Here is a 24,843-nt window from a genome sequence, read left to right as displayed (position 1 = left end):
CTCACAAGGTAACGGAATGTACTGTCCCCGGGACGGCTTGAAGGCGCTGGTTGCGATACCAATACACTCCCGCAATCCACACCCTCTGTGGTGAGCGTCATGCGAGATGTGCATCGCCGCACGGCTAGCGTGTCGCTCGGTACAGGGTCCATGCCAGCGCCGGCCGTGTCGAACCCTCGGCTTGCCGTCGACGCTGGCGATCGGCGACGTCTCCTGGAGGACGAATGTCACGGCAGTTCCTCGCGGAGGGCGCGGGCAGTATTGCGCTCTCCGGAGGTGGCTACACGATTGTCGGTGTAGTCGCCGTGGTCGCGCTTGCCGCACTCGTCATCGGCTACGTCTTGCTCAAGGAGGTGCTGGCCGCGGGCCAGGGCACCGCCAAGATGCAGGACATCGCCAAGGCGGTGCAGGAAGGCGCGGCCGCTTACCTCAAGCGGCAGCGGAACACCCTCGCCATTTTCGGCGTGATCGTGTTCCTCCTGCTCTTCGCACTTCCCGCCGACGACTGGAACGAGAAGATCGGTCGTTCGATCTTCTTCCTGGTCGGCGCGGTGTTCTCGTTCGCGATCGGTTACCTCGGCATGTGGCTGGCGACGCAGGCGAACCTGCGCGTGGCCGCCGCGTCGCGTGAGGAAGGCGGCCGCGAGATCGCCATGCGCGTGGCGTTCCGCACCGGCGGCGTCGTCGGCATGATCACCGTCGGCCTCGGCCTGTTCGGTGCCGCGGTCGTCGTGCTGGTCTACACCGGCCAGGCGCCCAAGGTGCTCGAGGGCTTCGGCTTCGGCGCTGCCCTGATCGCGATGTTCATGCGTGTCGGCGGCGGTATCTTCACCAAGGCCGCCGACGTCGGCGCCGACCTGGTCGGCAAGGTCGAGCAGGGCATCCCGGAGGACGACCCGCGCAACGCCGCGACCATCGCGGACAATGTGGGTGACAACGTCGGCGACTGCGCCGGTATGGCGGCGGACCTCTTCGAGTCCTACGCCGTCATGCTGGTCGCCGCGCTGATCCTGGGCAGCACCGCCTTCGGCGTGCACGGCCTGATCTTCCCGCTGATCGTGCCGGCCATCGGTGTCATCACCGCGGTCATCGGTGTCTACATCACGAAGGCGCGTGCGGGCGAGGGTGGCCTCGTCACGATCAACCGCTCCTTCTACATCTCCGCGGTCATTTCCGCCGTCCTGTCGGCGATCGCGGCGTTCGTGTACCTGCCGAGCAGCTTCTCCGACTTCGGCGCGGGCTTCGAGAACTCGGGCAACCCGGCGGTCATCGCGACCATCGCGGTGATCATCGGCATCGTGCTCGCCGCGGTCATCCTGAAGCTGACCGGCTACTACACCGGCACCGAGTACAAGCCGGTCAAGGACGTCGCGCAGACGTCGGAGACCGGTGGCGCGACCGTCATCCTCTCCGGCATCTCGGTCGGTTTCGAGTCGGCCGTCTACACCGCTCTGGTGATCGGCGCGGCCGTGTTCGGCGCGTACCTGCTCGGCGGCGGCGTCGCGCTGTTCGCCGTGGCGCTGGCCGGCACCGGTCTGCTGACCACCGTCGGCGTCATCGTCGCGATGGACACCTTCGGCCCGGTTTCGGACAACGCGCAGGGCATCGCCGAGATGTCGGGCGACGTCGACGAGAAGGCCGCGCAGATCCTCACGGAGCTGGACGCGGTGGGCAACACCACCAAGGCCATCACCAAGGGCATCGCGATCGCCACGGCGGTGCTCGCGGCGACGGCGCTGTTCGGGTCGTACTCGGACGCGATCTCGAAGACGCTGGCCGGCATGGGCAACGGCGTGGTCACCGGCCTCGACGCGGCCAAGTCCTTCACCAACACGATCGTCAGCCCGAACACGCTGGTCGGCGTGATCATCGGTGCGGCCGTGGTGTTCATGTTCTCGGGTCTCGCCGTCAACGCGGTCTCCCGCGCGGCCGGCGCGGTCGTGTACGAAGTCCGTCGCCAGTTCCGCGACATCCCGGGCATCATGGAGGGCACCACCCGCCCCGAGTACGGCAAGGTCGTCGACATCGTCACGCGCGACTCGCTGCGTGAGCTGACGACGCCGGGTCTGCTGGCGGTCTTCGCCCCCATCGCGGTCGGCTTCGGCCTGGGCACCGGCGCGCTCGCCGGTTACCTGGCCGGCGCGATCGCCTGCGGCACCCTGATGGCGATCTTCCTCGCCAACTCCGGTGGCGCGTGGGACAACGCGAAGAAGCTGGTCGAGGACGGCAACCACGGCGGCAAGGGCTCGTCCGCGCACGAGGCCACCATCATCGGTGACACCGTGGGTGACCCGTTCAAGGACACCGCCGGCCCGGCGATCAACCCGCTGATCAAGGTCATGAACCTGGTCTCGGTCCTGATCGCGCCCGCCGTCGTCCAGTTCTCGATCGGTCCCGACGAGAACGCCGCGGTCCGCATCATCATCTCGCTGGTCGCGGTCGCCATCATCGTGGCGGCGATCGTGGTCTCGAAGCGCCGGGGGACGGTCCTGACCGACTCCCCGACGGAGATCAAGGCCTGACGCACAGCCGTTCCCGGGCCCGGCACGCAGCGTCGCGTGCCGGGCCCGGGGCGTGCCGGGTCATCCCACCCAGGCTCGGCGACTTGCGAAGCAGTACCGAATCGGTACCGTCGGGCGTTCCGGGACGTCGTCGAGCAGGAGGTCTTGTGCGGCCGCGGTCAACCGTCTTCGCCGCCCTAACCACGACGATCACGATCACCATCGGCCTCGCCGGCTGCGGGCAACAAGCCCCGCAGACGCCGGCGCGGGATCAAGGTCTGTCGGTGACGACCGTGGTGCCGCAGACCGATCCCGCGGCGAGATGGGCGGATGCCTACTGCGACGCGGTGACGCACCTGGTCCGCACCCTGGCGGCGCTGCCCACCGTCGATCCGAGCACGCCGCAGCAGGCGTCCCGGACCTCCAGCGACCTGCTCTCCTCGGTCGTCGGCGGGCTCGACCAGAGCCTCGCCGGGCTGAACGCGCTCGGCGCGCCTCCGGTGCCGTCGGCGGACGGCGGCCGCGAGGACGTCATCGGGCAGTTCGCCGACATCCGCGAGAAGGCCGAGAACGCGCGTCAGCGCATCGACGCCGTCCGCGGCGACGCGGCGGCGACCAAGGAGGCCCTCGGCGAGGCCAGGGCCACGCTCGACCGCATCGACGCACTCGACTACCTCAAGGGCCTCGACGACGTCCCGGCCCTGCGGGCGGCGGAGCAACGCGCCCCCGCCTGCCGCCGGCTGGATCAACCGCCTCGGTGAAGATCGGCGTGACCACTGCCACGAATCGAACTTGTGTTCTAGTATGGCGCGGTGGATCGGACGATCTCCCTGTTCTCCGCCGAGGCCAGCGGACCGGGTCTGGGTGACCTGGCCGGGCTGTTGTGCTGCCACGGCCAGATCACCGGTTTCGGGCGCACGGCCGCCCGGCTGTCGGTGGTCGTCGAGGAACCGTGGCGGGCACACATCCTGGCGCGCGAGTTCCGCTGTCGCGGCGCGGACGCCCAGGTCTCGAAGGCCGACTGCGGCCATCCGCAGGTGCGGACGTCGTTCCGGGTCGACCTGCTCCCGCTGGCGCTGAGATGGCTGCGTGCGGGCTGTGCGGGCCCGGTCGAGGACGACTCCGGCAAGGCGGTGCCGGACGGCTTCCGGCTGAGCGGGGCGATGCTGCGGATGTGGGCGCTGGCGGGCGGCCGTCCCGGCACGCAGGGCTACCTGCTGGGCGTCGACCCGCTCGCGCCCGGCATGCACGAGCGGCTGGTCGAAGCGCTCACGCCGCTGGGCGTCGCGGCGAAGCTGACCGGCCCGAAGGTCGAGGTCCCGGCCGTCAAGGTCACCGGGAAACGCCGGTTGGAGGCGCTGCTGGAGCTCATCGGGGAACCGCCACCGGGCGCCGAAGCGGCGTGGCCCGGCGCGGAGCCGTTGCCGGTCCCGCACCCGGAGGCCGTGACGAGCACGGCCTGACCGGGCGCGGGCGGCGCGTCAGGGCCGGGGCAGCGTGCAGCCGGCCTGCGTGAGGGCGATTTCGTTGGCCGCGGTGAGGCACGCGGGAATGCCGTAGGTCTCCTGGCCGTAGTTCGTCTTGTAGTGGACGGTGACGTTCCCGGCCTGGTCGACCTCGCACGGGTTGTTCTCCGTGCACCGCTGGCCGTCCTCGTTGCCGGTGTTGTTCACGCCGACGACCTTGCCGCCGGACACGATCGGCGAGCCCGACGTGCCGCCGATGGTCTGGCAGGCGGACGTGTAGCGGATCGAGTCCTTCCAGGTCCAGCTGCCCTCCTTCAGCCGGTAGACGAAGCCGTCGACGCTGCAGGAGTAGATCCGCTTCCAGTAGCCCGAGACGACGTCGATCGCGGCACCGGCGGAGGGGTGGGCGCTCGACAGCTCCAGCGGCGAAATCCCGTAGCTCGACTTGATCTGCGCGTAGGTGGTGGTGAGCTGGTAGAGCGACACGTCGGTGTCGGTCATCGTCCCGTAGACGATCTTCTTGGCCCGCAGCGTGCCCGCGTTGCCGCCGCCGGCGTTGAGCAGCGTGAACGTCCGGCTGGACGTCCGGTTCGTGATGACCTGACCGGGCCCGGGGAAGCCGGTCTCGAGGCAGTGCCCGTTGGACAGGACGAGCGCGGGTGCGGAGTCGGGTGTCGCGGCGGGCTTGACCACCGAACCCGAGCAGTTGGACAGGGCTACCGTGCCGGCGAAGTTCGCCGCGGCCGCGCTCGCCGGAGTGGTCCCCAGTAATACTGTGGCGGTCGCGGCGGTGAGCAGGGCGCCGAGGAGGCGTCGGGTCATGGCGGATCCTTTCGGCTGGGCGGGGGATCCAGTGAAGCGGTGACGTCCCCGCGCCCACCACCGTCGAACGGAGGGTATCCGGACGGTCACGCGCTAGGCTGCGCGGGACGTGGCCGAAATCACGTGGCAGGTACGTTGGGGAAACATCGTCGAGGTCAGCGGCGATGCGCTGGGCACAGGACCGGCGGCGTGTTGGGCCACCTCCGCGCCGTCCGGGCCGCGACAGCGTGCACACTGACAGGTCGAGACACGGGCTCGGACCCTCACGGGGCCGGACGTGGTGCAGTTCCGCGGCGGCGGGACGAGATGAGCGGAGAGCAGGACAGCGTGGCAGGAGCACGGACCAACAAGACCGGGGCATCGGCGGACAACGGCGCCGGGCACCGGCGGCTGGTGATCGTCGAGTCCCCGACGAAGGCCCGCAAGATCGCCCCCTACCTGGGCGGCGGTTACGTCGTCGAGTCCTCCGTCGGGCACATCCGCGACCTGCCGCGTGGTGCCGCCGACGTGCCCGCCCAGTACAAGGGCGAGGCCTGGGCGCGCCTCGGCGTCGACGTCGACAACGGCTTCAAGGCCCTCTACGTGGTCACCCCGGACAAGAAGTCCAAGGTCAGCGAGCTCAAGGGGCTGCTCAAGGACGTCGACGAGCTCTACCTCGCCACGGACCCCGACCGCGAGGGCGAAGCCATCGCGTGGCACCTGCTCGAGACGCTCAAGCCGAAGGTCCCGGTCCGCCGGATGGTCTTCCACGAGGTCACCGAGCAGGCCATCCTCGCGGCCGCCGACTCGACCCGAGAGCTGGACTCCGACCTCGTCGACGCGCAGGAGACCCGCCGCATCCTCGACCGCCTCTACGGCTACGAGGTCTCGCCGGTGCTGTGGAAGAAGGTCATGCCGAAGCTTTCGGCGGGCCGCGTGCAGTCGGTGGCGACCCGGATCGTCGTCGAGCGGGAGCGCGAGCGGATGCGCTTCACGTCGGCATCGTATTGGGACATCTCGGCGACCATGGACGCCGGCGAAGAGGCTTCGCCGCGAAACTTCCCGGCGCGGCTCATCGCCGTCGACGGCGCGCGCCTGGCCACCGGCCGCGACTTCGGCTCGGACGGGCAGCTCAAGTCCTCCAACAACGAGATCCGCGTGCTGGCCGAGGCCGACGCGCGGCGCCTGGCCGACGCGCTGAAGCAGCGGGACTTCAAGGTCTCGAGCGTCGAAGAGAAGCCGTACACGCGGAAGCCGTACGCGCCGTTCATGACGTCGACGCTGCAGCAGGAGGCGGGCCGCAAGATGCGGTTCACCTCGGAGCGCACGATGCGGATCGCGCAGAAGCTCTACGAAAACGGCTACATCACCTATATGCGTACCGACTCCACGACGCTGTCGGAGTCGGCGATCTCGGCCGCGCGCAGCCAGGCCACGCAGCTGTACGGCAAGGAGTACGTCTCGCCGTCGCCGCGGCAGTACACGCGCAAGGTCAAGAACGCGCAGGAGGCGCACGAGGCGATCCGGCCGTCGGGTGAGGTCTTCCGCACGCCGGGCCAGGTCGCGAGCGAGCTGGACACCGACGAGTACCGCCTCTACGAGATGATCTGGCAGCGCACGATCGCGTCGCAGATGGCGGACGCCAAGGGCACCACGATGTCCGTGCGCATCGTCGGCAACGCGACTTCGGGCGAGGAGTGCACCTTCGCGGCTTCGGGCCGCACGATCACCTTCGCGGGCTTCCTCAAGGCGTACGTCGAGGCCGTCGACACCGAGACCGGTGGCGAAGCCGACGACAAGCAGAGCCGCCTGCCGGTGCTGGAGAAGGACCAGGCCCTCACCGCGACCGAGCTGAGCCCGGACGGGCACACGACGTCGCCGCCGGCGCGGTACTCCGAGCCGAGCCTGGTCAGCAAGCTGGAAGAGCTGGGCATCGGCCGCCCGTCGACGTACGCGTCGATCATCAAGACCATCCAGGACCGCGGCTACGTCTGGAAGAAGGGCTCCGCGCTCGTTCCGTCGTGGGTCGCGTTCGCCGTCATCGGCCTGCTGGAGCGGCACTTCGAGCGGCTGGTCGACTACGACTTCACCGCCGGCATGGAGGACGAGCTCGACCGCATCGCCTCCGGCAACGAGCAGCGCGCGCAGTGGCTGTCGAAGTTCTACTTCGGCGGCGACATGGGCGTCGACGGCTCGATCGGCCGCCTGGGCGGGCTGAAGAAACTGGTCGAAGGCAGTGTCGAGGACATCGACGCGCGGGAGATCAACTCGATCCCGCTGTTCAGCGACGCCGACGGGCACACCGTCGTGGTCCGGGTCGGCCGCTACGGGCCGTACCTGGAGCGCGAGATCGACGGGAACTCGCAGCGCGCGAACCTGCCCGAGGACCTGCCGCCGGACGAGCTCTCGCAGGAGCTCGCGGAGAAGCTGTTCGCGACCCCGCAGGAGGGCCGCACGCTGGGCGCCGACCCGGTGAGCGGGCACGACATCGTCGCAAAGGAGGGCCGCTTCGGGCCGTACGTGACCGAGGTGCTGCCCGAGATCGAGATCCCCGAGGACGCCACGCCGGCGCAGAAGAAGGCCGCCAAGGCGAAGGCGCCGAAGCCGCGTACGGGATCGCTGTTCAAGTCGATGGACATCGAGACCATCACGCTCGACGACGCGCTGAAGCTGCTTTCGCTGCCGCGCGTGGTCGGCAAGGACCCGGAGTCCGGTGAGGAGATCACGGCGCAGAACGGGCGCTACGGGCCGTACCTGAAGAAGGGCACGGACTCGCGTTCGCTCTCGACCGAGGACCAGCTGTTCTCGATCACGGTCGAAGAGGCGTTGAAGATCTACGCCGAGCCGAAGCAGCGTGGGCGGTCCGCCACGGCGAAGCCGCCGCTCAAGGAGCTCGGCGAGGACCCGGTGTCGAAGAAGCCGATGGTCGTCAAGGAAGGCCGGTTCGGCCCGTACGTGACCGACGGCGAGTACAACGCGACGCTGCGGAAGGGCGACGAAATCGAGTCGCTGACCGCCGAACGGGCGTCCGAGCTCCTGGCCGAGAAGCGGGCGAAGGGTCCGGCGCCGAAGAAGAAGGCGCCGGCGCGGAAGCCGGCTTCGACGACGGCGAAGACGGTCAAGGCGGGCACGAGCAAGACCGCCAAGGCCGCGACCGCGAAGTCCACCACGACGAAGCGCAGCTCGACCGCGACGAAGGCCAAGTAAGACCGTTCATGAAGGCCCCTGGTGCGCCGGGGGCCTTCGTGGCGTCCGACCACACTTTCGGGTGACACCTCGAACGGATGTTCGGGAAATTGTCGGTGGTCCCGGGTTTCATGAACGCGTGACCACAACACCACGCACCGTGCACACGGTGACCACCAAGATCCTCAAGCCGGTCCGGGCGGCGGCCGCCGGCAGTTCCACCGCCATGGACCTGATCGAATCGCTACCCGGCTTCGCGGGCAGCGGCGGCGTCTGCGGCGTGGCCGTCGCGGTGTACGACGAGCCGTGGACGTCGGCGTTCTTCGACGACCGGAAGCGGTTCGGCGTTGCCGGCGACGGCTTGAGCTTGTCCGGGCCTTCGCCGGATTCGGTCGCGGAGTTCCTGGCTTTGGCGTTGACGCGCCTGCCGCCCCATCCGCCGGCGCCAGGTGAGGGGATGTACCTCGACGCTGACGAGCGCGGAGTGCTCGAACCCGAGCAGGATTGCCTGCTCTTCGACCTGATGGACGACCTGCGCCGGAAGCGGCTCGGTACCGTCCAGCTCGACATCACCCGCGACGGCGCGCGGTGGCCGTGGGAGATGCTGGCGTTCGTCGACGACGACCGCGGCCGGCACCTGGCGGCGCTGGGCAGACGCCGGGGCGGTCACCGCCGGTTCTGGTGGCTGCCCGGCAGCGTGGAGAAGCTCGCGGAGTTCGTCGAAGGGCGGGTGCCGGAGCATGCCTGAGCCGCTCGCCGACCGCTCACCGAACGATGTCACCCAGTCGAACACATGTGCGAGAAATTGTCGGTGCCAGGGTGTTCAATCTAGGGGTGAACACTTCAGTCGCCGTCTTCGACGTCATCGACGAGGTCATCGCCCCGCTGTCGGCCGAGGTGCCGGAGCGGCCCTCGGTGATGGAGTTCTACGACCCCGAGTTCGAGATCCCGCCGGTGCTGGCGGACACCGAACCGCTGCCGGGCCGTCGCTCCTCGCCCGCACGGAGCCTCGCCGACGAGGTGGAGCAGTACACCCGGTTCGTCGCCGGGATGGCCGCGATCGGCCTCGCCCCGGGTGGCGAGGTCACCGCCGAAGCCGTCGGGCTGTACCGGGCGCTGCGAGGCGGCTTCATCCGTGGCGTGGTCACCGGCGTCTTCCCGGCCCGGCGGGAGCCGTGGGAGGTGCGGTTCTTCGGCGACGAGGACTACACCACGGTGCTGCACAAGCTGGGCAACCGCGCGCGGCTGCGGTCCGGCTTCCTGAGCGAGCTGCCGGGCTGGGTGTTCGACGGCCTGCCCGAACGGCCGCCCGGACCGGGGCAGCACCTGCGCATCGAGACCGACGCGGGCGGGCTGATCCCGCGCCGGTGCGAGCGGGCGGTCGAGCTGATCCGCGAGTGCGCGGCCCGGCCGCGGCTGGGCACGGTGCTGGTCGACCTCGCGGTGCGCGACGCGATCCTGGCCGAGTACCCGCACGGCGCGTTCGGGCTGGTGGACAACGACCTGGGCCGGTACCAGTTCAGTGCCGCGGTCGGCCGGACCGGGCGCTGGACGGTCACGTGGGGTCCGGCGTCGCGGAGCACGGCCGAGCAGTGGATCGTCGAGGCGGTGCAGAGCCATGCGTGAGCACGCGGCGGTGCGGTCGACGGCCGGGGAGGGAGTAGACCGGGTGGTCGCGGCGGCCCCACGGGACCTGACGGTCCGCGAGGCCATCCTCGCGGCGGCCGAGCTGAACAGCGGCGTACCGGAGCAGCGGGCGGAAGCGGACGAGACGGGCGAGAGGCGGCGGCATGGTTGAACGCACGGAGGCCCGGGAGTTGCTCGAGCTGGCCGCCGGTCCGGTGCTGGCCGCGATGCCGGATCGCGAGCCGGTCGACCGGCTCTACAACCCGGAAGTCAGCGACCACGACATCCTGGTGCACGGACCGGTCTCCGACGACCCGGCCGACCTGGTCGAGGAGGTCGAGCGGCACACGGCGTGGGCCGCCTGGATCGACGGCACGCCGTTCGGCGTGGACGGCGAGCTCAACGAGGTCGGCTTCGAGGTGGTGTCGCTGATGCTGCGCGGCTCGGTCCGGGCGGCGCTGTGCGGCGTGTTCGACGAGGGTCCGGAGACGGCCGACATCCGCTGCTACGCGGACGGCGAACGGGCGTTCATGATGGGCTCGCTGCCCGGCCGCACGGCGATCCACCTCGCCGACTTCGAGGAGCTGCCGGAGATGCTGGTGGCGGAACTGCCGGAGGCGCCGTTCGGCGCTTCACCCCGTGCGATCTGGCTGGCGGTCGACGACGACGGCCTGGTCCACGACGGCCAGGACGACGACGTGGGCGCGATGCGCGAGCTGCTGGGCCGCCCGCGCTCCGGCACGGCGGTGCTGGACATGCTGGCGTTCGGCGGCCTGTGCGCGGAGTTCCCGGACCACGGGTTCGTCCTGGTGGACACGGACCTGGGCCGCTTCGCGCTGGCGGCCCTCGACCGCGGCGACGGCTACCGCCAGCTGGTCATGAGCCCCTTCAGCCGCGGCATGCTCCGCGACTGGTGCCGGAAGATGATCGACCTGGGACAGGAGGAGGTGCCCTGAGAGAGCGGCGCGGCGGGCCGGCCTGGCGGCGTTCCTGGCGGCGTGAGAAGCGCGGCCGGGCGGACGGTGCTCCCGGCGGCGTCGGGTCCACGCGGCCGGGCAGGCGGCGGTCGGTGCACGCCGGCGGCGGCAGGACCGCGCGGCCCGGCAGGCGGCGGACGGTGCTCCCGGCTGCGTCAGGCCCACGCGGCCGAGCAGGCGGCGGACGGTGCGCTGCGTCAGGCCCACGCGGCCGAGCAAGCGGCGATCGGTGCACGGCGGCGGGCGTGTCCCGCCGGTTGGCCAGGACCGCCGAAGCGCCCTGTGCAGCGAGTTACCGCCATCGCCGGGCCTGTGCTCCAACCGGCCCCAAGCGACCGGCCGACCGGAGCACCCCGCCTCCCGGCCGGCTCCAGGAGAACCCATGCCCGCTCCGAGCCGAACCCGGCAAACTGGTCACCATGGGTCAGCCGCCGGCCGGCCCGGCCCAATGGCCCCTGTGACCCGACTCACTACAATCCGTCACCATTGGGGGTCGACCGGGCCACCGGTGGACTGGACACTGCAGGGGGTTCGGGCACGGGCTTGCGCTGCGTAACCGACCCTCCATTACAGACAGAGCCATTGGGCGGATGCGTTATCCGCCATCGTCGCTACCCTGGAAAGGCGAGGACATTCAGTAGTGAGGTGGTCACCATGAGCGCGAACGGTGAGGCTCCCTTCTTCAATGCCCCCGAGCTCACTCAGCGCGACGGCACGTTGTCCGAAGCCCCCGGCGAAATGTTCGCCGACCCCGTCTCAGGACTGGTCACGGCGGCCCCCGAGCCACGCACCGCGGTCGCCGATGGCCACGAGCCCGCTGCCTTCCCGGTAGCCGGGCCCGTGCCGCCCGACGAGGAAGCCGTGCGGCGGATGGTCGAGGAAACCCTCCGGGAAGAGAACGGCGGAACTCCGAGGGCGATCCCGCCGGCCGGCACCACGAGCAGCGTCGGCGAAGAGGTGTCGCCCCCGATGGGGCTTCTGCCGCGCCAGCGGACCCGGCGGCGCACGTGGCCGACGCGGCCGCCGTTGCTGCAGCGGCCCGTGCGGCAGAAGGCACCCCCCGAGGACGATTTCGACGAAGACCTCGAGGTGGTGCCCGTCAAGCGGCGGCGCCTGCCGTCGGTGTCGATGCCGGCGTTCAACCGGCCGTCGTCGAGTGCGGCGGGGGTCATGCTCGCCGTGACGTTGCTGATCGTGTTCGGTTTCGTCGCCATCGAGCTGGTGTCCAGCCTGGTCAGCAGCGTGACCGGACTGTTCGACTAGCGTTCGCTCGCTGTTCCCCGCCCCACCGGCACCTCGGGGTCGTCCGCGAGGCAAGGGCCGATCGGGCTACCCTGACTTCACGGTCGGGCGACCTCATGAGGGCGTCCGGCGCCGCGGTGACTAGTGGGGTGGGCGTATCAGCGAGGGCTTGCGATCGGTACCCGGGGCCGGCCCGGGTAGGTCGTCGGGCGCCGAGGCGTCCACGATCAACCGGGTCCGGCGGGTACTGGCGATCAAACCTTTCCGGCGCCTCTGGGGCGTCACGTACCTGTGCAGCGTGGCCGACTGGCTGAACATCCTCGCCCTGACCGGCCTGGCCACGAAGCTGACCGACAACTACTTCGCCCAGAACTTCGCGTTCGTCGGCGTGGTGCTCACCGGCCTGGCGCCGGGGCTGCTGTTCGCCCCCGTCGGCGGGCTGCTCGCGGACCGGTTCGACCGCCGCAAGGTCATGATCGTGGCGGACCTGCTGCGGTGCGGCTTCCTGCTGTCCGTCGCGATCGTCAGCGCGCCCTGGTGGCTGCTGGTCGGCAACTTCCTGGTCGGCAGCGCGGCGAGCGCGTGGATCCCCTCGAAAGAGGCCGCGGTCCCGAACCTGCTCCGCCGGCCGGACCAGGTCGAGACGGCCAACCAGCTCGGCATGGTGATGACCTACGGCCTCGCCGTCATCACCGCGGCCGGCGCGAACGCGATCATCACCGGCGTCAACACGACCTTCCACCTCTTCCCCGGCGACAACGCGAGCCTCAGCATCGCGAAGCTGGTCGTCATCATCACCGGTCTGCTCTACCTGGCCAGCGCGATCATCATCGCCACCCGGATCCCCGAGCTTTCGCTGCGCAACGTCCACGAGCTGCCGGACCAGAAGGTCAAGGCCGCCGACGAGGAGAAGCTCGGCATCGGCACGATGATCGCCGACGGCTTCCGGTTCATCCGCAGCACGCCGCTCGTGCGCGGCCTGCTGGTCGGCGCGTTCGGCGCGTTCGCCGCCGGCGGTGCCGTGATCGGCTCGGCCAAGCCGTACTCCTCGAGCCTGCTGGCCGGCGACTCGGCGTTCAGCCTGCTCGTCCTGGCCGTCTTCCTCGGCCTCGCCACCGGCATGGTCTTCGCGCCCAAGCTGGCCCGCCGGCTCCCGCACGACCGGCTGTTCGGCCTCTCGATCATCGCGGCCGCGATCTCGCTGCTGCTGGTGGCGCTGTCGCCGCACCTGACCATCTCGCTGGTCGCCGTGGTGCTGGTCGGCGTCTGCGCCGGCACCGCGTTCCTCACCGGCGTGACGATCATCGGCTCGCGCGTCGAAGACGCCATCCGCGGCCGGATCAACGCGATCTACCAGCTGATGATGAAGCTGGTGCTGTTCGGCACCACCGTCACCGTGCCGTTGATCGTCGGCGCGGTGCAGCGGCACACGATCACCGTCTGGGGCAGCCCGCTCACCATCGACGGCACCCGTCCGGTGATGCTCGCCGGCGCCGCGATCGCGCTGGTCGCCGGCCTCTTCGCCTACCGGCAGATGGACGACAAGCGCACCGAGCCGATCCTGTCGGACCTGCGCAACGCGCTGCGCCGCACGCCGAGGCGCGTCAACGGCTTCCTCATCGCCGTCGAGGGCACCACCGCGATCAACACCGCGATCCAGGCCGTCAACCTCGCCGACTGGATGCGCGGCGGCACCCGGCCCGTGGTGGTCGCGGCCGATCCGGCCCTCGACGACAAGCGGCTCACCGCGCTCGTCTCCGGCGCTTCACTGACCGGGGCGCGGGCCCAGGCGCTGGCCGCCGCCGCGGTGCGGGCCGACATCGTCGAGCGGCACGTGCAGCCGGCGCTCGACGCCGGCTCGGTCGTCGTGATGGAGCGGTTCGTCGACTCCCCGCTGGCGCACCTGTCGGCCGTCGCCGGGCTGGACAGCGACGAGCTCGAAGGCCTCGCCGACTGGGCGACCGGGCGGTTGCGGCCGGACCTGACCGTCCTGCTGGACTCCGCCCCGCCCGGCGCGCCGCGCGACCGGGCGACCACGATGAACGACCAGTGGCGCGTCCAGCACCTGCTCACCGAGATGGCCGCGGCCGACCCGGAACGGTACGTCGTGATCGACGCCGACGGCACCGACACCGAGGTCACCGAGCGCATCCGCACCGCGCTGCGGGCCGTGTTCATCGGCCGCCTGTCCGCGCTGGCTCCGGCGGCCGACGCGCCGGCCAACGGATCCCCGGCGACCATCGACGGGCCGGCGACGGACCGGCCGTCGATCCTTCCGCTGGACATCGACGACCCCCTGCCCGCGGAGACCCCGGAAGAGCCTCGCGTGGAGGCGAAGTGACGACGACCGAACGCATCGGCGTCTGGAACCAGCTGGTCGGCCAGGAGCCCGCGGTCGAAACGCTGTCCTCGGCCGCGTCGGCCGCCGCGAAGATCGTCGCCGGCGAGCCCGCGCCGCCCGGCGCGATGACGCACGCGTGGCTGCTCACCGGCCCGCCCGGGTCCGGCCGGTCGGTGGCCGCGCGGACGTTCGCCGCCGCCCTGCAGTGCAGCACCGGCACCGGCTGCGACGCCTGCCCGGGCTGCCACACGACGATGGCGGGCACCCACGCCGACGTCCGGCTCGTGGTGCCGGAAGGCCTGTCCATCTCGGTCGCCGAGATGCGCGCCCTGGTGCAGGCGGCCGCGCGTCGCCCGACCACCGGCAAGTGGCAGGTCGTGATCATCGAAGACGCCGACAGGCTCACCGAAGGCGCGTCGAACGCGCTGCTGAAGGCCGTCGAAGAACCGCCGGAACGCACGGTGTTCCTGCTCTGCGCGCCGTCGGACCACCCCGACGACGTCTCGGTGACGATCCGTTCGCGCTGCCGCCTGGTGACGCTGCGAACGCCGCCGCCCGAGGCGATCGCGGACGTCCTGGCCCGCCGCGATCACGTCGATCCGGAGCGCGCGCGGTGGGCCGCCGCCGTCTGCGGTGGCCACGTCGGCCGCGCGCGCCGGCTGGCCACCGACGAAGCCGCGCGGCAGCGGCGAGCCACCGTGCTGCGCATCCCACTGGGCCTGCGCCGGCCCGGCGACGTCTTCACCTGCGCCGATCAGCTGATCAGCGCGGCGGAGGCCGACGCGGGCGAGGCGAGCAAGGGCCGCGACGAGGACGAGCGCAACGAACTGCGCACGGCGATGGGCGGCGACGGCATCGGCAAGGGCGTCGCCGGGGCCAAGCGGGCCGCCGAAGCGGCGGTCAAGCAGCTGGAGAAGAAGCAGAAGTCCCGCGCGACGCGCACCCAGCGCGACACGCTCGACCTGGCCTTGATCGACCTGGCCGGCTTCTACCGCGACGTCCTGGTGACGACGACCCGCTCCGGCGCGACGCTCAACCACCCCGACCACGCCGACCAGATCGCCGAGGCGGCTTCGGCGTGGACACCGGAATCGACGCTTCGCCGCCTCGAAGCGGTGCTGGAATGCCGCGAGGCGATCGACCTGAACGTGAAGCCGCGCATCGCCGTCGAGGCGATGGTCACGACGCTTCGCCAGGGCTGAACACAAAGAAACCCGCCGAGAGCCGGAGCTCTCGGCGGGTTTCTTCATCGCCCCCGGGGCGGTGTCCGGGTCACTCGCGCGGACGCGGCGACGGCTTGAACGGCTTCTCCTCGACGGTGACCGCCAGCGGACGACGTCGCCCGCCCGGCATCGCGGCCACCATGACCACGCCGAGCAGCAGCATCGCGGTGCCCGTCCAGAACAGCGGCACCGTGTCGTACGCGCCTCCGGTGTAGGCGAGGTTCTTCACCGGCCCCTTCGGTGCCTGACCGCCCGCGGGCGGCGTCGACGTGGTCCCGCAGACGACGCCGCCGGTCGGCGCGTAGGCCCGCGCGACCTGCTCGCCGAGCGACAGCTGGGCCAGCGACGACGGCAGGTTCTTCGCCTGGTCGTCCGGCAGCAGGCTCTTGAGCTTCGTCGTCGGCAGCAACTGCAGGTCGAACAGCCGCGCCGACGCGCCCAGCTGGAAGCCCTTGAACGGCGTGGACATCTCCGCCGACTTCTGGTCCAGCCCGGCGATGCTCAGCCGCAGGACGCCGAGGTCCAGCACGGTGCCCGCGGTGTCGCCGACCTGCTGGACGCCCTTGGTGAGCGTCGAAACCAGCCCACCGACCACCGGGATGTCGTTGAGCTGCCCGAACTGCTGGCTCAGCCCGGCCAGCGGCAGTCCGATCGGGATGTCCTTGGTCGGGTGCGCCGCGTCCAGCGTGTACAGCGTCTTGCCGGCCGCCTCGATGGTCAGCACCGGCGCGGTGTAGTCCACTTTGGACGTCTTCGCGTCGCCGGTGGAGGTCACCTTCAGCGTCGGCTGGCTGGCCACCTTGATGCTCAGCGCCAGCGGCGTGCCCTTGAGGATCTCGATGTCCGCGGCCTGCAGCGTCGACGTCGACTGCACGGCCTTGTTCTTCGAGCCGGGCACGTCGACGAGCTTCACCTGCGACCGCGACGACAGCGTGTTCGGCAGGCTCAGCAGCGAGCCGTTGCCGTTCGCCGCGGTCTGGCCGCCGCCTTGCAACAGCCCACCGAGGCTCTGCAGGCCCTTGGTCAGGTCGAACCCGCTCGCCAGGGTGCTCGGGTCGAGCTTCGGCTTCAGCGCGTCCAGCCCGAGGTTCGGCATCGACGGGATGACGTTCAGCAGCGACAGGCTCGCCACCGACGTGCTCGCGTCGGCGATCGTGTCGACGCACGGGCCGAGCGTCGGGCTCCACCGCGCGTGCGCGCTCCCGTTGAGCAGACCCACGTTGAGCAGCGGGTTCGGCGGCGCGTTCAGCCCGCCGCTGATCGGCTGCGGGTTGTCCGGCAACGCCGTCTGCACGACGCTGCCCGGCGTCTGCGGCGCGTTCCCACCCACCGACAGCCCGAACGGCGAGGCCTGCGCGACCGCCTTCTCGTAGCTCAGGTAGGCGTCGGAGTTCGCCGACGCGCTCGACAGGCCCATCCCGGCCTCGAGCGCCGACTGCTTCGGCAAGGTGTCGCCGAACCCGGGCAGGATCGTCTTCGTCGGCACGGAGTTCGGCAGCAACCGGATGATGCCGAGCGCGGTCCCCGCGTCCCCGACGGCCTGCCCCAGCGGCTGCGGCCCGATCGGCGCCGAAATGGGCGCCTGCCCCGGGTTCGCCGGCTGCGGGATCGGAGTCGTCGGATAAGCCGGATCGGCGTTCGCCGGCGCCGCGCCGAGCAGGAGCAACGCCGCGGCCGCCGGCAGGGCCACCGAACGGGGCAGTCTTCGCCGCATGTGCCAGAGCCTCCAGATAGGTCGACCGGGGGGTGAGACCGACGTCATAGGGCCCTAACGACAGTCCCCCCGGAAAGTGACGGTGACAGCTTCCGCTACACTTGTGCCCGTCGCCAGCGCGAGCCGGAGACATGCCGCCTTAGCTCAGTCGGCCAGAGCGATTCACTCGTAATGAATAGGTCAGGGGTTCGATTCCCCTAGGCGGCTCAGCAGGTCAGGCCCCATCCGAGAGTCTTCGGATGGGGCCTGACTCGTCTGGTGAGTGGCTAAGTGAGTGACAAAGACGCCTGTCGGTGCGCGGAAAAAGTTCCCCAAGATCACCCCTCTGGGGCATAGGTCCAGACCCCTTCGGCGGAAGCGGATCTTGGGCCGCTGCTGCTTCACTCGATCTGCGGTCCGCTCGGGCCGTCTTCTGAAGGGGGAGATCAGTGAAAGTTCTGCGTGCTTCCGGGGTTGTTGCCGGGTTGGCCGTGGCCGGGGCGATGCTGAGCGCGCCGGTCGCTCAGGCTGTCGTTCCGCTTAGCTGTGATGGCGGGCAGCCGGTCGCGACCGACACCATCACCGCCAAGAGCACCACCTACGGCTCGATCATCATCGAACTGCGCTACAGCCCCGCTCACGCGTGTGCGTGGGGCCGGATCCGGGGAGGGCGGATCGGGGACAGCGTGGTCGTCAGCCGACGGTGGAACGGCAACCCCTCGGATGTCGAGTACGACCTCGGGAAGGCCACCATCACTTCTGGCAGCGACGTCTTCACCCCCTGGTTCGACGACGACGGCCACACCATGTCCGCGTGCGCCGAGAACGACTCGACGCAGACCGTTTACGCCTGCACCGGCTGGTATTGAACCGGACGCGGGTGGGGCGGCCGCGCCGCCCCACCCGCGTCGGGCCTACTTCGGGGGCGTCACCTTGAGCACGGTGGCCTTCGCGTCGCCTCGGGGCGTTCGGTAGGTGATCTCGTCGCCCGCCTTGCGGCCGACCAGGGCCAGACCGAGGGGGCTGTCGGAGGTGATCGCGTCCGCGTCTTCGCCCGGGACCGTCACCACCTGGAACGTCTCTTCGTCGCCGTCCGAGAAGCGGAGGGCCACCGTCGTGCCGTCGGGGAGCTGCGCGTTGCCGTAGCCGCCGTGCTCCATCTTCGCGGCCAGGTCGGCGATCTGGCGGTCCAGCCGCGCTGCGGCCTCCGCGCGGTCGATCACGTCTGCCTGGTCCGCCGCGTCCCCTGTGCGCTCCTGCTCGCCGGGTTGCGGCGCGAGGGCTTCCCGCTGTGCGCGCAAGTTCGCAATTTCCTTCTCCAGCTGGCTGCGCGCAGCCGGGCTGAGCCCCTTGTCCCCTGAGATCACCATGCGCGCATTGTCCGCTGCGCGGACCGGGGTGGCCAATCCGGTTTTTCACCCCGGGGCCACCCGCGGGACGTCTGCCCTAGAATTCGGGGCTGCTGTCCAGGAAGAAGGTAACGAGAATCACCGTGAGCGCAGTCCCCGGTCGCAGCGAGCGGCTCTCTCCCAACCAGCTGGCCAAGCAGGAACAGATCGTCGAAGCCGCGCGGGTCGTCCTCGCGCGCGACGGCCTCGCGGGGTGCACCGTGCGGGCCATCGCCGACGCCGGACCGCTCACCAAGAGCGCCATCCACTACTACTTCGCCGACATCGACGTCCTCATCGACCGCGCCATGGCCGCGCACATCACCACCTTCGCCGCGGGGCTGCGCGAAGTCGCCGCGAAGCACGACGAGCCCCGCAAGCGCCTCTTCGCTGTCCTCGAGGAGTACTTGAGCGTCTTCGCCGCCAACCCGAACGCGGCGTTCCTCTGGTTCGAGTACTGGATCGCGGCCGGGCGCGCGCAGCACCCGCAGGCCATCGACGCCATGCTCACGTCGCTCACGGAGCTGCTGGCCGAGCTGCTCGCCCCGCTCGACGTCGACGACCCGCGCGCGCGGGCCCGCGCGCTGCTGTCGTACCTGCTGGGCACGGTCGTCCAGCAGCGGGTGCGCCCGCGGCCGTTCGCCACCCTGCGTGCCGACATCGAGGCCCTCTGCTTCGCCAACTACGGCTAGCAACGCCCTTTAGATCCGTAGACGTACGGATTGCGCCTTACGTCCGGCTCCGGCCAATCTCGAAGCACCCCCGAGAGCAGGAGACGTGATGCGCCCACGAACGTGCATGGCGGCGGCCGCGGCCGTCCTTCTGATGCTCACCACCGGCGGCCAGGCCGTCGCCCAGCCGGCCGGGCCACAGGTGTACGAGGTGACCGGCACCGGCACGGCCCAGCTGCGCACCGAGGTCGCCCGGACCGGCGCCGACATCCTCGACGCCGAAGGCGCGACGACCACCGTCATCGCCAACCCGGGCGAAGCCGCCCAGCTGCGCGCGCTCGGCTTCGGCGTCAAGGCGCTCGGTGCGGTCGACCGGCCGCAGACCGCCGCGACCGTCGAGGACTTCCCGGCCGGCTACACCGGCTACCACACCTACGCCGAAACCCAGACCGAGCTGCAGAAGGCCGTCGCGAACTATCCGTCGTTGACGAAGCTCGGCAGCGCCGGCACCTCCTACGAAGGCCGCGCGCTGTCGCTGATCAAGATCTCCGACAACGCCGCGACCGACGAGAACGAGCCCGAGGTGCTCTTCACCTGCAACCAGCACGCGCGCGAGCACCTCACCACCGAGATGTGCCTGCACATCGTGCAGCGGCTGACCAGCGGGTACGCCACCGACAGCGCGATCAAGCGGCTCGTCGACAGCACCGAGATCTGGGTCGTGCCGAGCGTCAACCCGGACGGCGCCGAGTACGACATCTCCGGCGGCACGTTCCACAGCTGGCGCAAGAACCGCCAGGGCCCCGGCACCGACACCAACCGCAACTGGGGCTACAAGTGGGGCTGCTGCGGCGGCTCGTCGGGCTCGACGTCCAGTGAGACCTACCGCGGCACGGCGGCGTTCTCGGCGCCGGAGGCCAAGGCCGTCGCGAACTGGGTGACCTCGCGGGTGGTCGGCGGCGTCCAGCAGATCAAGACGCACATCGACTTCCACACCTACTCCGAGCTGGTGCTCTGGCCGTTCGGCTACACCTACGACCGGACCGCGCCCGGCCTCACCGCCGCCGAGGCGACGAAGTTCGAGACGCTCGGCAAGCAGATGGCGGCGACCAACGGCTACACGCCGCAGCAGTCCAGCGACCTCTACATCACCGACGGCAGCGTCAACGACTGGATGTGGGCGACGCACAAGATCTGGAGCTTCACCTTCGAGATGTACCCGAAGGGCAGCAGCCCGGGCTTCTACCCGCGCGACACCCAGATCGGCCCGCAGACCACGCGCAACGACAAAGCGGTCGACATCCTGATCAACGCGGCGATCACCGGCTGACCCCCATGGTGCTTGCCGGGGGTTCCGGGTGGCGGAGCCCCCGGCCCGAGGCGAAGCCTCGGATGTCACAGCGGGCGCGGTCTAGGGTGCGGGCATGCCTCTGTTCTCGTTCGAAGGGCTCCGCCCGCAGGTCCACCCGGACGCCTGGATCGCGCCCACCGCCACGCTCATCGGCGACGTCGTCGTCGAGAAGGACGCCTCGGTCTGGTACGGCGCCGTGCTGCGCGCCGACTTCGGCAAGATCATCGTCCGCGAGGGTGCCAACATCCAGGACAACTCGGTCGTGCACGTCAACGTCGGCAAGGTGTGCGAGATCGGCAAGAACGCCACCGTCGGCCACCAGTGCCTGGTGCACGACTGCACGGTCGGCGAGCAGGCCCTGATCGGGAACGGTTCGACCATCCTGGACGACGCGAAGATCGGCGAGCGGACGCTGGTCGCGGCCGGCGCCACCGTGACGCCGGGCACCGAGGTGCCGTCCGAGGTGGTAGCGATGGGCAGCCCGGCGAAGAAGTTCGTGCCGCTGACCGACTCCGCGCGCCTGTGGGTCGAGCACAACGCGCCCGTTTACCAAGACCTGGCGAAGCGGCACAAGGCCGGCGTCGAGGCCCTGGATTGAGATTGACTCTCCAGTAACTGGAGACTCTAGCTTCGGGGCATGGCTCCGAAGAAACTCACCCACCAGGTCACCCTCGAGCTCACCGCGGGCAACGCCCCGGTCGTCGACCTCGGCAAGATGCTGGGGCAGACCGGGGTCAACCTCGTCGAGATCAAGAAGGCCTACGACGCGGCGACGGCGGCCCAGCGCGGCGACCTCGTGCCGGTGGTCGTCTCGGTGTTCGAAGACCGCTCGTTCGCGCTGCGGCTCAAGACGCCGCCGACGTCGTTTCTTATCAAGAAGGCGTTGGGGGACAAGGGTTCCTCGCGGCCCGGGCACGAGGCCGCGGGCAAGATCACGACGCAGCAGCTGCGCGAGATCGCCGAGCGCAAGCTGCCGGACCTGAACACCGCCGACGTCGAGATGGCGATGCGCACGATCGCGGGCACGGCCCGGTCCATGGGCGTCGTGGTCGTCGGCTGAGGTGCGCAAGCACCGGTCGCGCCGCCGTTCCACGTGCGCCGAACACCGTCGAGCCTCGAGCGCGGTGGACTAGGCTCTTCCCCGCAGCAGCGACTGGCGCCATCGAGGTGGAGCACCACCGGGAAGCGACGACGAGGCCGGCACCGCGCGCCTGGGTGAAGGCCACTCCAGAGCCGGAGTACGCCATGACACACCAGCCGAAACTGAACGCCCTCGCCGCCGCCGACCCCGCGATCGCCGGGCTCGTGGAGGACGAGGCGAAGCGCCAGCACGACAAGATCCGCCTGATCGCGTCGGAGAACTACGTCTCGCAGGCCGTGCTCGAAGCGACCGGCACCGTGCTCACCAACAAGTACTCCGAGGGGTACGCGGGCAAGCGCTACTACGAGGGCCAGCAGTTCATCGACCAGATTGAGCAGCTGGCCATCGACCGGGCGAAGGCCGTGTTCGGCGCCGACCACGCGAACGTCCAGCCGTACTCCGGGTCTCCGGCGAACCTGGCCGTGTACCTGGCCTTCGCGCAGCCGGGCGACACCGTGCTCGGCATGGCGCTGCCCGACGGCGGCCACCTCACGCACGGCTGGAGCGTCTCCGCGACCGGCAAGTGGTTCAACCCGGTGCGCTACGGCGTCGCCAAGGAGACCGGCCGCGTCGACCTCGACCAGGTGCGCGACCTCGCGCGCCGGCACCGGCCGAAGCTGATCTTCGCCGGCGGTACGGCGATCCCGCGCACGATCGACTTCCCGGCGTTCGCCGAGATCGCGCGCGAGGTGGACGCCGTGCTCGTCGCCGACATCGCGCACATCGCCGGGCTCGTCGCGGGCGGCGCGCACCCGTCGCCGGTCGGGCACGCGCAGGTGATCACGACGACCACGCACAAGACGTTGCGCGGCCCGCGCGGCGCGATGATCCTTTCGGACGCTTCGCACGCGAAGGCCGTCGACAAGGCGGTGTTCCCGGGTCTGCAGGGCGGCCCGCACAACCACACGACCGCGGCGATCGCCGTCGCGCTCGGCGAGGCGCAGCAGCCATCGTTCAGCGACTACGCGCACACCGTCGTCGCGAACGCCCGCGCGCTGGCCGACGCATTGCTCGCGTGCGGGTACGACCTCGTGTCCGGCGGCACGGACAACCACCTGCTGCTGATCGACCTGACGAACAAGGCGGTCGCGGGCAAGCCGGCCGCGCAGGCCCTCGATCGCGCGGGCATCGAGCTGAACTACAACACGGTGCCGTTCGACCCGCGCAAGCCGTTCGACCCGTCCGGCATCCGGCTCGGCACGTCCGCGATCACCACCCGCGGCCTCCGGCCGGAGCACCAGGTCGAGGTGGCGGCGTGGATCGACCGCACGATCACCGCCGCGGCCGCGTCCGACGAGTCCTCGCTGGACACGATCGCCGCGGAGATCCGCGAGTTCCTGGCGCCGTTCCCGATCCCGGGCTACTCCGCCTGACGCAAGTCCGTGAAGGCCTCCTTACCGGCTCTTATGGCCGTGAAGGTGGCCTTCACGGCTTTCCGGGGCCGGGAGACGCGGCTCACAGAAAAGTTGGTTGCATCATACAAGCTTCTGAGGAATAGTTGGCCGAAGCAAGTAGTTGAGAGGTACAAGCAACTACGAAGACTTCGAGGGAGACCACCATGAGCGACACCACCACGGCGGAAGGAGCAGCCGCGACGAACGGCAAACTGTCCCACCGCCAGATCCTGACCGTCCTGTCCGGGCTGATGCTCGGCATGTTCCTCGCCGCGCTCGACCAGACGATCGTCTCGTCGTCGATGCGCACGATCGCCGACGAGCTGCACGGCCTGTCCCTGCAGGCCTGGGCCACCACGGCGTACCTGATCACCGCGACGCTCTCGACGCCGCTGTACGGCAAGCTGTCCGACCTCTACGGCCGCAAGCCCATGTACCTGACGGCGATTTCGCTGTTCCTGGTCGGTTCGCTGGCCAGCGGCATGGCCACGTCGATGTACGAGCTCGCCGCGTTCCGCGCGTTCCAGGGCCTCGGCGCCGGTGGCCTGATGTCCCTGGCGCTGGCGATCATCACCGACATCACCGCGCCGCGTGAGCGCAGCAAGTACCAGGGCTACTTCATGGCCGTCTTCGGTGTCTCGAGCGTCCTGGGCCCGGTCGTCGGCGGCTTCTTCGCCGGTGTCGACTCCTTCGCCGGCATCACCGGCTGGCGCTGGGTGTTCCTGGTCAACGTCCCGATCGCGCTCGCCGCGCTGGTCGTCGTCACCAAGGTGCTGAACCTCCCGCACAGCCGCGTGGACCAGAAGGTCGACTACTGGGGCGCCGTCGCGCTGGCCACCGGACTGGTGCCGCTGCTGATCGTCGCCGAGCAGGGTCGCGAGTGGGGCTGGGGTTCCGCCGCCTCGATCGCCATGTACGTCGTCGGCGGGCTGGGCGTGGCCGCGTTCGTCTGGATCGAACGCCGGATGGGCGACGCCGCCCTGCTGCCGCTGCGCCTGTTCAAGCGCCCGGTGTTCCGGATGGCGACGCTCGTCACGGTCGTGCAGGGCGCCGGGATGTTCGGCGCGATGATGTCACTGCCGTTGTACCTGCAGATCGTCAAGGGTGCGACGCCGACCCAGGCCGGCCTGCAGATGCTCCCGCTGACGCTCGGCATCATGATCGCCAGCCTGACCAGCGGCCGCCTGATCTCCAAGACCGGGCGCTACAAGATGTTCGCGGTGGCCGGGATCGGCCTGATGGCGGCGGCGCTGTTCGCGCTGGCGACGATCAGCGTCGACACCTCGCTGTCCTTCGTCATGGTGATCGCCTTCGTGATCGGCCTCGGCCTCGGCGCCTCGATGCAGACGCTGGTGCTGGCCGCGACCAACGACGTCCGCCCGCAGGACATCGGCGTCGCCACCTCGGCGGCGACGTTCTTCCGGCAGATCGGCGGCACGGCGGGCACCGCGGTGTTCCTGTCGATCCTGTTCGGCACGGTCGGCGACCGGATCGCGAACGCCATCCGCTCGGCGATGACCACGCCGGCCTACGTCTCGGCGCTGGCCCAGCACCCGGAGTTCGCGAAGCAGATGCAGAGCGGCCTGGACGTCAACGACACGTCGTTCCTGTCCTCGCTCGACCCGACGCTGGCCCGGCCGATCCTGCAGGGCTTCGCCGAGTCGATGAGCACGGTGTTCCTGGTCGGCGGGATCGTGCTGACCGTCGGGTTCGCCCTGGTGTGGTTCCTCAAGGAGAAGCCGCTCTCGGACAAGTCGGCGATGGAGCAGCGCGCGGACGCCGAGGCGGACGCCGCTCCGGCCCTGGCCCTGGCTCACTGACCCGCTGAATGCCGTGAAGGCC

At 70.2% G+C, this 24,843-nt stretch carries 21 protein-coding genes and 1 tRNA gene; 19 read left to right on the top strand and 3 right to left on the bottom strand.

Annotation, left to right across the window (positions count from 1 at the left end; all coding sequences use genetic code 11):
- Nucleotides 1–224 precede the first annotated feature (224 nt).
- From AB0N03_RS04485 to AB0N03_RS04475, 3 genes are all read left to right on the top strand, one after another.
- Nucleotides 225–2,522, top strand: coding sequence for a sodium-translocating pyrophosphatase (locus AB0N03_RS04485; protein WP_364365229.1), 2,298 nt, complete (start codon nucleotides 225–227; stop codon nucleotides 2,520–2,522).
- 146 nt (nucleotides 2,523–2,668) lie between these two features.
- Entirely contained in the window at nucleotides 2,669–3,262 is a 594-nt protein-coding gene (locus tag AB0N03_RS04480) for a hypothetical protein (RefSeq protein WP_364365226.1), read from the top strand.
- A gap of 51 nt (nucleotides 3,263–3,313) precedes the next feature.
- Nucleotides 3,314–3,964, top strand: a complete 651-nt coding sequence (locus AB0N03_RS04475; protein ID WP_364365223.1) for a hypothetical protein — start codon at nucleotides 3,314–3,316, stop codon at nucleotides 3,962–3,964.
- Between the two features lie 18 nt (nucleotides 3,965–3,982).
- On the opposite strand, the gene AB0N03_RS04470 is transcribed toward AB0N03_RS04475, so the two are convergent.
- Entirely contained in the window at nucleotides 3,983–4,789 is an 807-nt protein-coding gene (locus AB0N03_RS04470; RefSeq protein WP_364365220.1) for a serine protease, read from the bottom strand.
- Nucleotides 4,790–5,095: 306 nt separating this feature from the next.
- On the opposite strand from AB0N03_RS04470, the gene topA reads away from it, so the two are divergent.
- From topA to AB0N03_RS04430, 8 genes are all read left to right on the top strand, one after another.
- Entirely contained in the window at nucleotides 5,096–7,975 is a 2,880-nt protein-coding gene (topA, locus tag AB0N03_RS04465; protein ID WP_364365217.1) for a type I DNA topoisomerase, read from the top strand.
- Between the two features lie 118 nt (nucleotides 7,976–8,093).
- Complete coding sequence (locus AB0N03_RS04460; protein WP_364365214.1) at nucleotides 8,094–8,702, top strand: hypothetical protein; 609 nt, start codon at nucleotides 8,094–8,096, stop codon at nucleotides 8,700–8,702.
- Between the two features lie 86 nt (nucleotides 8,703–8,788).
- Nucleotides 8,789–9,580, top strand: coding sequence for an ESX secretion-associated protein EspG (locus AB0N03_RS04455; RefSeq protein ID WP_364365211.1), 792 nt, complete (start codon nucleotides 8,789–8,791; stop codon nucleotides 9,578–9,580).
- The gene (locus AB0N03_RS04450) at nucleotides 9,573–9,752 is read left to right on the top strand and encodes a hypothetical protein (RefSeq protein WP_364365208.1); all 180 of its coding nucleotides are present in this window, start codon (nucleotides 9,573–9,575) and stop codon (nucleotides 9,750–9,752) included. Before AB0N03_RS04455 ends, AB0N03_RS04450 begins: the two co-directional genes overlap by 8 nt.
- Entirely contained in the window at nucleotides 9,745–10,536 is a 792-nt protein-coding gene (locus AB0N03_RS04445) for a hypothetical protein (RefSeq protein WP_364365205.1), read from the top strand. The genes AB0N03_RS04450 and AB0N03_RS04445 overlap by 8 nt, the downstream gene beginning before the upstream one ends.
- 675 nt (nucleotides 10,537–11,211) lie before the next feature.
- On the top strand, nucleotides 11,212–11,820 hold the full coding sequence (locus AB0N03_RS04440) for a hypothetical protein (protein ID WP_364365202.1): 609 nt from the start codon (nucleotides 11,212–11,214) through the stop codon (nucleotides 11,818–11,820).
- Between the two features lie 148 nt (nucleotides 11,821–11,968).
- A complete protein-coding gene (locus tag AB0N03_RS04435) occupies nucleotides 11,969–14,140 on the top strand; it encodes a dTMP kinase (RefSeq protein ID WP_364365199.1) in 2,172 nt (723 codons plus the stop codon).
- Nucleotides 14,137–15,342 carry a DNA polymerase III subunit delta' gene (locus AB0N03_RS04430; protein WP_364365196.1) on the top strand — a complete coding sequence of 402 codons (1,206 nt, stop codon included), beginning with the start codon at nucleotides 14,137–14,139 and terminating at the stop codon, nucleotides 15,340–15,342. Before AB0N03_RS04435 ends, AB0N03_RS04430 begins: the two co-directional genes overlap by 4 nt.
- 70 nt (nucleotides 15,343–15,412) lie before the next feature.
- Here the strand turns inward: AB0N03_RS04430 and AB0N03_RS04425 are convergent, their stop codons facing one another.
- Nucleotides 15,413–17,077: a hypothetical protein gene (locus AB0N03_RS04425; protein WP_364365193.1), complete on the bottom strand. Its 1,665-nt coding sequence runs from the start codon at nucleotides 17,075–17,077 to the stop codon at nucleotides 15,413–15,415.
- Between the two features lie 133 nt (nucleotides 17,078–17,210).
- Here AB0N03_RS04425 and AB0N03_RS04420 point away from each other — a divergent pair.
- Together AB0N03_RS04420 and AB0N03_RS04415 are read left to right on the top strand one after the other, a co-directional pair.
- Nucleotides 17,211–17,284: transfer RNA gene (locus AB0N03_RS04420), tRNA-Thr, on the top strand.
- A gap of 221 nt (nucleotides 17,285–17,505) precedes the next feature.
- Nucleotides 17,506–17,925, top strand: a complete 420-nt coding sequence (locus tag AB0N03_RS04415) for a DUF2690 domain-containing protein (RefSeq protein ID WP_364365190.1) — start codon at nucleotides 17,506–17,508, stop codon at nucleotides 17,923–17,925.
- 45 nt (nucleotides 17,926–17,970) lie between these two features.
- Here AB0N03_RS04415 and AB0N03_RS04410 read toward each other — a convergent pair whose 3' ends face one another.
- Nucleotides 17,971–18,426, bottom strand: coding sequence for a GreA/GreB family elongation factor (locus AB0N03_RS04410; RefSeq protein ID WP_360666877.1), 456 nt, complete (start codon nucleotides 18,424–18,426; stop codon nucleotides 17,971–17,973).
- 122 nt (nucleotides 18,427–18,548) lie between these two features.
- On the opposite strand from AB0N03_RS04410, the gene AB0N03_RS04405 reads away from it, so the two are divergent.
- From AB0N03_RS04405 to AB0N03_RS04380, 6 genes are all read left to right on the top strand, one after another.
- A complete protein-coding gene (locus tag AB0N03_RS04405) occupies nucleotides 18,549–19,136 on the top strand; it encodes a TetR family transcriptional regulator (RefSeq protein WP_364365187.1) in 588 nt (195 codons plus the stop codon).
- Between the two features lie 106 nt (nucleotides 19,137–19,242).
- Nucleotides 19,243–20,445 (top strand): M14 family metallopeptidase, encoded by a 1,203-nt coding sequence (locus tag AB0N03_RS04400; protein WP_364365377.1) that lies wholly within the window; start codon nucleotides 19,243–19,245, stop codon nucleotides 20,443–20,445.
- 94 nt (nucleotides 20,446–20,539) lie between these two features.
- A complete protein-coding gene (locus AB0N03_RS04395) occupies nucleotides 20,540–21,064 on the top strand; it encodes a gamma carbonic anhydrase family protein (RefSeq protein ID WP_364365184.1) in 525 nt (174 codons plus the stop codon).
- Between the two features lie 39 nt (nucleotides 21,065–21,103).
- Complete coding sequence (gene rplK / locus AB0N03_RS04390) at nucleotides 21,104–21,526, top strand: 50S ribosomal protein L11 (RefSeq protein WP_364365181.1); 423 nt, start codon at nucleotides 21,104–21,106, stop codon at nucleotides 21,524–21,526.
- 185 nt (nucleotides 21,527–21,711) lie between these two features.
- On the top strand, nucleotides 21,712–22,980 hold the full coding sequence (gene glyA, locus AB0N03_RS04385; protein ID WP_364365178.1) for a serine hydroxymethyltransferase: 1,269 nt from the start codon (nucleotides 21,712–21,714) through the stop codon (nucleotides 22,978–22,980).
- Nucleotides 22,981–23,165: 185 nt separating this feature from the next.
- A complete protein-coding gene (locus AB0N03_RS04380; protein ID WP_364365175.1) occupies nucleotides 23,166–24,821 on the top strand; it encodes an MDR family MFS transporter in 1,656 nt (551 codons plus the stop codon).
- Nucleotides 24,822–24,843 lie beyond the last annotated feature (22 nt).

The sequence above is a fragment of the Amycolatopsis sp. NPDC051061 genome (genome assembly GCF_040682935.1).
GTDB lineage: Bacteria > Actinomycetota > Actinomycetes > Mycobacteriales > Pseudonocardiaceae > Amycolatopsis.
The sequence above is the reverse complement of the archived record's forward strand: the minus strand, read 5'-3'. Positions and strand labels throughout refer to the sequence as shown.